Source organism: Synechococcus sp. OH2, assembly GCF_047462155.1.
GTDB lineage: Bacteria > Cyanobacteriota > Cyanobacteriia > Thermostichales > Thermostichaceae > Thermostichus.
Map to the genome: position 1 here is coordinate 36689 of NZ_JANSIR010000110.1, position 7527 is coordinate 44215.

General features: G+C 59.2%; 11 protein-coding genes. 3 read left to right on the forward strand and 8 right to left on the reverse strand.

Annotated elements, in window-relative coordinates:
• A partial coding sequence (locus tag NW835_RS11565; RefSeq protein WP_414415356.1) for a proton-conducting transporter membrane subunit occupies positions 1–678 on the forward strand: 678 nt, incomplete at its 5' end.
• A gap of 141 nt (positions 679–819) precedes the next feature.
• Here the strand turns inward: NW835_RS11565 and NW835_RS11570 are convergent.
• The 7 genes from NW835_RS11570 to NW835_RS11600 form a co-directional block, all read right to left on the reverse strand.
• Positions 820–999, reverse strand: a complete 180-nt coding sequence (locus NW835_RS11570) for a hypothetical protein (protein WP_414366311.1) — start codon at positions 997–999, stop codon at positions 820–822.
• Positions 1000–1298: 299 nt separating this feature from the next.
• Entirely contained in the window at positions 1299–1988 is a 690-nt protein-coding gene (locus NW835_RS11575; protein WP_414366309.1) for a V4R domain-containing protein, read from the reverse strand.
• Positions 1989–2288: 300 nt separating this feature from the next.
• Positions 2289–2759, reverse strand: coding sequence for a phycobilisome protein (locus NW835_RS11580; RefSeq protein ID WP_414366307.1), 471 nt, complete (start codon positions 2757–2759; stop codon positions 2289–2291).
• Positions 2760–2775: 16 nt separating this feature from the next.
• Positions 2776–3315: a hypothetical protein gene (locus NW835_RS11585; RefSeq protein WP_414415357.1), complete on the reverse strand. Its 540-nt coding sequence runs from the start codon at positions 3313–3315 to the stop codon at positions 2776–2778.
• 102 nt (positions 3316–3417) lie between these two features.
• Entirely contained in the window at positions 3418–3699 is a 282-nt protein-coding gene (locus NW835_RS11590; protein WP_414415358.1) for a hypothetical protein, read from the reverse strand.
• A 52-nt stretch (positions 3700–3751) separates the two neighbouring features.
• Complete coding sequence (locus NW835_RS11595) at positions 3752–4435, reverse strand: V4R domain-containing protein (RefSeq protein WP_414332442.1); 684 nt, start codon at positions 4433–4435, stop codon at positions 3752–3754.
• Positions 4436–4504: 69 nt separating this feature from the next.
• Positions 4505–4990, reverse strand: a complete 486-nt coding sequence (locus NW835_RS11600) for a 2Fe-2S iron-sulfur cluster-binding protein (protein ID WP_414332440.1) — start codon at positions 4988–4990, stop codon at positions 4505–4507.
• Positions 4991–5435: 445 nt separating this feature from the next.
• On the opposite strand from NW835_RS11600, the gene NW835_RS11605 reads away from it, so the two are divergent.
• The gene (locus NW835_RS11605) at positions 5436–5948 is read left to right on the forward strand and encodes a phycobilisome rod-core linker polypeptide (protein ID WP_414366302.1); all 513 of its coding nucleotides are present in this window, start codon (positions 5436–5438) and stop codon (positions 5946–5948) included.
• 1 nt (position 5949) lies between these two features.
• On the opposite strand, the gene NW835_RS11610 is transcribed toward NW835_RS11605, so the two are convergent.
• The gene (locus tag NW835_RS11610) at positions 5950–6954 is read right to left on the reverse strand and encodes an ABC transporter substrate-binding protein (protein ID WP_414415359.1); all 1005 of its coding nucleotides are present in this window, start codon (positions 6952–6954) and stop codon (positions 5950–5952) included.
• Between the two features lie 314 nt (positions 6955–7268).
• Here NW835_RS11610 and NW835_RS11615 point away from each other — a divergent pair.
• Positions 7269–7527 (forward strand): SAM-dependent methyltransferase (locus tag NW835_RS11615; RefSeq protein ID WP_414415360.1); only part of this gene is annotated, 259 nt, incomplete at its 3' end.

The following is a 7527-nucleotide window of genomic DNA, read 5'->3' on the forward strand; positions in this document are numbered from 1 at the left end:
AAGCGGCGCCTGGCCTATTCTTCCATTGCCCACATGGGCTTTGTGTTGATCGGCATTGCCACTTTTACGGAGCTAGGCCTCAACGGCGCCCTGCTGCAGATGATCTCCCACGGTCTCATTGCGGCGGTGCTCTTCTTCTTGACAGGGATCACCTACGAGCGCACCCACACCCTTGCTCTCGACAAGTTGGGCGGGCTGGCCAAGCAAATGCCTAAGACCTTTGCCCTGTTTACAGCAGGAGCTTTGGCCTCGTTGGCGCTGCCGGGGATGAGCGGGTTCGTGGGTGAGCTGACGGTGTTGCTGGGCTGGGCCACCAGCGACGCCTATGCGCCGGCCTTTAAGGCAGGGGTGGCCCTGCTGGCGGCGGTGGGCCTCATTCTTACCCCCATCTACTTGCTCTCCCTGCTGCGGCAGGTGTTCTATGGGGCTCAGGATCCCGGGCTGGTGCTAGAGGAGTATCTGGGGGACATGCGCCCACGGGAAATGGCTGTCGCCCTCTGCCTGCTCTTGCCCATCCTCGGCATCGGCCTCTACCCCCGTTTGGCTACCCAGACCTACGATGTCACGACGGTAGCGGTGGCGGCCCAGTTGCGTAGTGTCCTGCCGACGGAAATTGTGCAACGGCCCCTCTTGCCGGTGCAGCCGGCTCAGGTGGCGGCCTTGCCCCCGACCGATTAGAGGGTGTCGGGATCCCCGCTTTTGCCTTCAACGGAAGAGCTGTTGCTTGAGAAGTCCTCTACCTCAAGTTTCAGCTCTTCTTTTATTTCGAGGTTAAACGTGGGAGGGGGAATTTTTTAGGCTGGAATTCGCTTCTGGCCCCTAGCGAGGATCAGAATGAATGGAGTTGCGTTCGCTCAGGTTGAGCTGCACCACCAGCCACCAAAGGGTAACGTCGGAGTAAGTTGCCCGCCGCTTCAGCCGGGAAATGGAATGAACCGGATTTTGGCTGTCGATCATCCACTCCGAAGCGATGATTTGGCTACGTTGCTGAGCATTCATTGCCTCTCCCCCTTCGAACTGCTCAAGACTTGGGATAGCTCCTACTTTTAGGATGGCGAATTTGTAGGGGAGCGTGTGAAAAAATATATTACGCAGGGATCCCTAAGGACAGCTAACTTTCTTAGCAACTCGGATCCCGACGGCTGCTCAGTTGAGAACCTACTGGCCGAGGAGCCAAAAAAACTTTGCAAAAGGGTGAGGAATTGAGCAGGGAGAATTGTCTTTGTCTTTACAAGTCTTAAGACCTGGAAAAATTCAATTCTCTCCTTCTCTGCCAGCCTGGAAACAGGGATCCCTCTCTAGGAACCGGCGGCGAGCCGATCCCAAATCTCTTCGTGGGAGAGGCCCTTGCGCACCCATTCTTCACCATTGTGTAGCCGCTGAGCGGTGCCGATGAGAAAGCGGTTGCAGTCGGCTCCCAGGGATTCACAGGTGGTTTGCACACAGACCAGATCCCGGCCCGAGAGCAACGAGAAGAGGCCGGCCAGCATTCCTGCCTCTAGATAGCCGGCAGGCTCCCGCTGCGCAGACAGCTCCTCCGGGCTGAGGCTGGCACGAGCAGCCAGGGCAAAGCCGGAGTTGCGGATCCTAGCCTCCACCAAGCCGCGGTCAGCAGCGGAAAAATCCAGCTCTAGGCGTCCCCAGCCGTGGGTGGCCCAGAGCTCGCTGAGGGCATCGAGGAAGATCCCCAGCGGCAATTCCTGCAACGGCTGTTGGTAGTAGCGGGAGAGTTCGTCTTCGATGCGGCGGAAAAACGCTTCTCCCCACTCGCGACCACAGTTGTAGAGGATGACGCGGGTGGCTTGCCCGGTCTCGTAGCGCAAGCCGGCGTAGATGGCTTCCAGGAGAGGCATGGGAAAGGCTGCCAGGCGGTATCCTCCCCGGCTGTAGAGCAGGCCGCTGTGGATGTCGGGACGGATGTAGTAGGCAGGGCTAAAGCAGTGCCCGGGCAGGATCTGGTCTTGCAGGATCTCTTGCAGGGTAGTCATGGCTTTCCTCTCAGGGAGATGGACGGACTTGAGGGCGGCTGAAACTTAAGCTTTTATGGTCGTTTAAGTTGGTTGCCTGGATCCCAGCTCCCCTCTCCCTCAGGGAGAGGGGCTGGGGGTGAGGGCCTCAGGGAGAGGGGCTGGGGGTGGTCGCGTGAGCGGCGCGGAGCGCTTGGGCGAGCAGCACGGAGCACTGCGATAGTAGGGAGTGCCTTCATCTGGCCATAGGGAGCAAGGAATGGATGAGCAGGGAGTGGGCTGTATACAGTAATTGGTGGATGGATCGAGAGTCCATTGACTTCAGTTGACCAGCATCGACTTGGCCAAGAGCACGTAGGGGCGGATGGCCTCGCTCTCTTCGGGGCCGAAGACAGCGCTGAGGGAGTCGAGCATCAACTTATAGGCAGGCTGGCACTGGTCACGCATCTTGAAGGACTTCAGGATCGTCTCCAGCCAGTAGAGCAACTTATCCCGCAGGTAATCCTCATCGTTGAGCACCATGGCCAGGCAGCAGTAGCGCCACACCATGCTTAGATCCCGGCGGCAACGCTCCCAGGCCAGGTGCCCATGTTGGCGGGGCAAATTCGGCATCATCGGCTGGAACTTCTCCATCACCCGCTCCACCAGCTCTTGCTCTTTGGCCTGCAGGACTTGATAGAGGCGGACTCGTTTGGGGATCCCTTCCACATAGGCGTGTAGGGTTTTCAGCTCGTCTGGGCGCAGATAGCGGCCCTCACTTTGTTGCATCAGCGCGGTCACCATTGAATTCATAAGAAGCCCCCTTGGTTTAGACGAACATGTGCATCAGGGTGAGCGCTTCTTCCGACGGAGCTGCAGTCTCGGTTTGAGGAGCAAATTCTGGCTCAAGCCGCTCTGGGGAAGGGGTGCAGACAGCCTGTAGCGCTTGCCAGTAGGAGGCAAGCAAACCCTGCTGCTCCGCCGGCAGGGATCCCTGCACCACCGCCTGCAACTGCCGGAGCGCTTCCGGCAAACCCAGATACCGTTCCATCGCCCCACACCTCCATTGCCGCAGGGGCAGGGGATCCCCCAACAACAAGCTCAGGCCCAGGGAGCGCAAGCAGAAGGCCAGTTGCCGGGCCAAGAGGCGCTGAGTGGGGGTGAGAGAGGATTCTGCCTCACCGCTGTACCCGTGCTGTTGCAGAACCTTCTCGATCCACGCCAGCTCTTGTTGTTGCAAGACTTGGTAGAGATCCAGCCGCTCTGGAAAGGAGAGAGCGTAGCGGATGAGATCCTGCAGATCGTCGGGCGTCAGGTAATCCCCTTCTCGATCGGCAATGCGCTCCGGCCAGGAGTGAAGGTCATTCATGGGTGAGGTCTCCTTAAAAAACCCGATTCAAAACCAGTCTCAAAACGAGTCAAAAGATCGAGCAGCTCGAGGAAGCAAAACCCAAGTTGGGGCAAAGCAGGGCTAGAGCAAGGCTCCACCAAACAAAGCGGCAAAATCCTCAAGCGTAAAGGGATCCTCTGGCGGCAGCTCCGGCGGTGGCTCAGGGCGCGGGCGGACGCCCGACCAATTGCAGCCGGCAAAAAACTGCCCTACCGACTGGGCCAAGAACAGGGGGGAGTCCGACAGCGATTCTGAAGCGAAGGGAGCTTTGGCCAAGGGCCGGTTATCCCAGTTCAACCCCTGTAAAAACACTGCCAGCGGCTGGGTTAAGTCCAGATCGGTGTCTAGGTTGAGGGTGACCATGGGCGTTTCTCCAAAGTGGCAAGGGAAGGATTGCAAAAGCCACAGGCAGACCTCACAGTTGGTGCAAACGCTGCTCGATTTCGCGGGCGCTGGCCCCTTCGCTCACCCAGAAATTGGCGGCATCGATGCGCTCTTGCCCGCCCAGCAAAAACTTGCAATAGGTCTCCCCCATGGCGTAGCACTGGATCTCGATGCAGGCCAGCTCGCGGGAAGTCATAGCAGAGAAAAATCCGGCAAATAGCCCGGCATAGAGGTGACAAACCGGCTTGCCCACATCGCCCAAGGTGCGGGCCACCAGCGAGTCAAACAGGTTGATGAATAGGAACCCTTTTTGTTTGGACTCGGTTTCCACCTCCCACTTGCCCCACCCTTGCGCCGTAAAAGGCCACCACCAGGTCTCCAGCAAAAACAGAAGGTTGGACTGCTTGACCCCAACTCCGTACTCCCGCTCATACCACTGGGAAAAATGCTGGGCATCGCGGCTGCCCCAGTCTCTGCCGATGGTGTACATCACCGCCGCAGAGGCATCGCCCACTTCCCGCTCTAGGCCCGCCTGCAGGCCGACAATGAAGTCTTCGCTGAGCAGCAGGTTTTGGGTGTTGTTCCAGTCGATGATCGTGCCTTGCTCTCGGTTAAAGCGGAAGAAATCGCGGTAGCTGTAGTGGGCGTGCTTGTCGCGGCCCACCGGCATGGTAACTGCGGGACGGGGATCCGGTCGAGTGGTAACGCTGGCCATGGCTTTCTCCTCAACAAAACTGAGCCGTGATCTACTACAGCAGGAACCCAAGCAGAGTGTTGGGATCCCTTAGGCCTCGCGGGTCTGGGCAAGGGTGCTGCCGATGATGCGGAAGTCTTCGTTTTCCAGTTGCTTGATCGTGGAACGGGTGATGATCTTGCCCTCCTCCACCAAAACGCGCCCTGTTCGGGGGTGCAGCAAGTCTTGTTCGGCCCGCCGACCGATGAGCACCTCGATATCCTTCAGCGAGTTCACGTACATCCCCGGCGGCAGCTCCACCACCACCCCATCGGCCACCACCCGTGCCTGACAGGCCAAGCGGGAATTGCTGCGGGCGCTGGTGATCGTCTCCAGGGTTTTGGCCTCGCGGGGGGTGATGGGGGTGAGGCTCTCCATCCCCTCCTTGACGTAGACATGACAGGTGGCGCAGAGGCCGCGGCCGTTACATTCCTTGGAGACATGGAGCTCCTCCGACAAAATGGCCGACAGCAGATTGCTGTAGGTATCCACCTCCGAGACACGGGATAGAGGATCTAGCCGGATTTGTTTCACCATAGGTGGGATCCCCAACTTCAAGGCAGACAAAAACTCTGCCGGCAGATACGCCCTGCCGCAAAAGCAATACAAGCGAAAAATCAGTTCCTACTCGTATTCTGGATCTTGACCAGGCTGGGGGAATCAAAACGTCACAATCTTTAACTACGGGTAAGTACGAAAAGTTTCTCCATGTAGAAAGCTGGAAAGTAGAATCACGTAAACTCAAAAAAACTGGGGCCTTCTTGTAAACATTTATCGCAAGCTTCCCCGGTTCAACTTATCGACAAGATAAATCTTGAGTAGGGCTTTTGCTCGATTGGCTTCCGGGTTGACATTGACAATTTTTGGATCTGGTTAATGCCAACTGTAAAAGTGTATCGAGCAACTCCATCTTCATTGTTTCTTTAAGTTGACCTCTTGCCCAATCGGTTTTTGTCGGTCGCGTTGCTTGGGAGCTATCGCTATGGAACTACGCCAGCGGGATCCGCAAACGTTGCAAAACCTGTTGCGGGCTGCCTACCAACAGCTTTTGGAACGCCAGCCCTACCAGCACGAGAAGGCGGGAGAGCTGGAAAAAATCGAGCAGGACTTTCTGCGGGGTCGGATTGGGATCAAGCGGTTGGTTCGCCAAATTGGGGGATCCCGGCTCTACCGGCAGCTCTTTTTCAGTGCCGGCTGCAACACCCGCTGTGTGGAGCAGGGTTTTAAGCACTTTTTGGGACGGGCCCCCGCCAGCAAGGAGGAGGTGGCCGCCTACCACGACATTCTGGTGCGCCAGGGCTTTCAGGCCATGGTCAATGCCTTTATCGACTCGGAGGAGTACCGCCATACCTTCGGCAACGACCAACTGCCCCATCCGCGGCAGCGGCTGAGCGGCTGCCCGCCTCTGGCCTACCTGCTGACAGAGCAGATGCACCGGCGCCATGAGCTGGCGATGCAGGGATCCCCGCGGCTGCAGAGCTTGGCGGTGATGTAACTCAGGCGGCGGGAGCGGGGAGAAAGTCGAGGCTGTAGGCCTGGCGGACATTGAGGCCAGCTTCGACAATTCCCAGGGCCACCATTTCCTGAAAATAGGTCTGCCAGCGCTGGTGGGTCATGGCGCCGATCCCCAGGGTGGCCGCGTCGCCGGCAGTGAGGAGGCCGTAGTCTTTTAGGGCTTGGTGGGCATAGGCCAGAAGGGCCTCGCTCATGTTGGGGTTGTCCTGGCGGATGAGGCGGTTGCCGGGGCGGGGATCCTCCAGGTAGCTCTGCCAGCCCTGGATAGAGGCGGCCACAAATTTTCGCACCTCCTCCGGGTGCTGTTCGGCAAAGGGGCGGGTAGTCTCCAGCGTGGTGGCATAAGGGGAATAGCCGTAGTCGGCCAGCAGGAAGACAACCGGATCAAAGCCGCCCTCCTGGCGCACGCGGAAAGGCTCGGAGGTGACATAGCCCTGCTGGGCAGAGTGTTTGTCCAGCAGGAAGGGGGTGAGGCTGAGGTTGTAGGGGCGCTTTTGCTCGTCGGTAAAGCCAAACTTGGCCCGCAAGAAAGGCCAGTAGGTAAGGTTGGCTCCCGGAGAGACCCAGATGGGCTTGCCCCGCAAGTCCTCCAGGCGCTCGATGCCCACGCCCGGATGGGCCAAAAGACACTGGGGATCCTTCTGGAAAAAGGCGGCCACGGTGAGCACGGGGATCCCTGACTGCAGAGCCGCTAGGGCGTCGGAGCTGCCGCCGAGGACAAAGTCCGCCGCTCCTCCGGCCAGCAGTTGCAGCACGTTAACCGCCGTTCCCCCCATGCGGATTTCCACCTGCAGGCCGTAGTCGGCGTAGATGCCCAGGGCCAGGGCCTGGTAAAAGCCCCCGTGTTCTGCCTGGGCGTACCAGTTGGTTACTAAGCGCAGGGGCCGGGATCTGGAGCGGCGGGATCCCGCTGCTGCTGCCACTAGAGCAGCTCCACTGGCCAGAAAGCGCCGTCGAGGCCAGAGCTCTGCGGTCGTGCTAGACATGGGCAGGGATCCTCAGACTGCAACGCTTTCAGTATCTCGCAACCAGGTGGTTTTTGCCTCAGCTTGGCCCAAATAGCCCCTAGCCGGATGTCCGTATCTCTCCTCTCCCATCCCTCACCCCCGGCCCCTCTCCCAGAGGGAGAGGGGAGTTAGAGCGGCGCGTTCGCGACAGCGTTGCGGAGCAATAACGACGTCAATGACGACGTAGAGAAACGCTTCGTTGCTATTTGAAATGACTACAGTTGCAAAGGGAGCGGGATCCCGCTTTTGCGGCAGGATCAACAGGTAGAGGGCAAGAGAAGAGGTGCGGCCTCATGGGCAAGGTGTATCTGGTGGGGGCGGGGCTGGGCGGGCGGGCCGGCCTGACGCAAGGGGCGCTGGAGATCCTGCGGCGGGCTGAGGCCGTTTGGGTGGACGAGCTGGTGGACGCGCGCTTGTTGGCGGAGTTGCCCCCCCAGGCACAGGTGTGGCGACGTTCCGAAGCAGCAAGTTTGCAGGAGGGCATCCGCTGGCTCATCCAGCGCTGCCGGGAAGGGAAGCAGGTGGTTCACCTCAAGGCGGGGGATCCCTTGA

Coding starts and splice junctions, on each gene's coding strand:
- NW835_RS11570 (WP_414366311.1), bottom strand. CDS start 999: ATGAATGCTCAGCAACGTAGCCAAATCATCGCTTCGGAGTGGATGATC.
- NW835_RS11575 (WP_414366309.1), bottom strand. CDS start 1,988: ATGACTACCCTGCAAGAGATCCTGCAAGACCAGATCCTGCCCGGGCAC.
- NW835_RS11580 (WP_414366307.1), bottom strand. CDS start 2,759: ATGAATTCAATGGTGACCGCGCTGATGCAACAAAGTGAGGGCCGCTAT.
- NW835_RS11585 (WP_414415357.1), bottom strand. CDS start 3,315: ATGAATGACCTTCACTCCTGGCCGGAGCGCATTGCCGATCGAGAAGGG.
- NW835_RS11590 (WP_414415358.1), bottom strand. CDS start 3,699: ATGGTCACCCTCAACCTAGACACCGATCTGGACTTAACCCAGCCGCTG.
- NW835_RS11595 (WP_414332442.1), bottom strand. CDS start 4,435: ATGGCCAGCGTTACCACTCGACCGGATCCCCGTCCCGCAGTTACCATG.
- NW835_RS11600 (WP_414332440.1), bottom strand. CDS start 4,990: ATGGTGAAACAAATCCGGCTAGATCCTCTATCCCGTGTCTCGGAGGTG.
- NW835_RS11605 (WP_414366302.1), top strand. CDS start 5,436: ATGGAACTACGCCAGCGGGATCCGCAAACGTTGCAAAACCTGTTGCGG.
- NW835_RS11610 (WP_414415359.1), bottom strand. CDS start 6,954: ATGTCTAGCACGACCGCAGAGCTCTGGCCTCGACGGCGCTTTCTGGCC.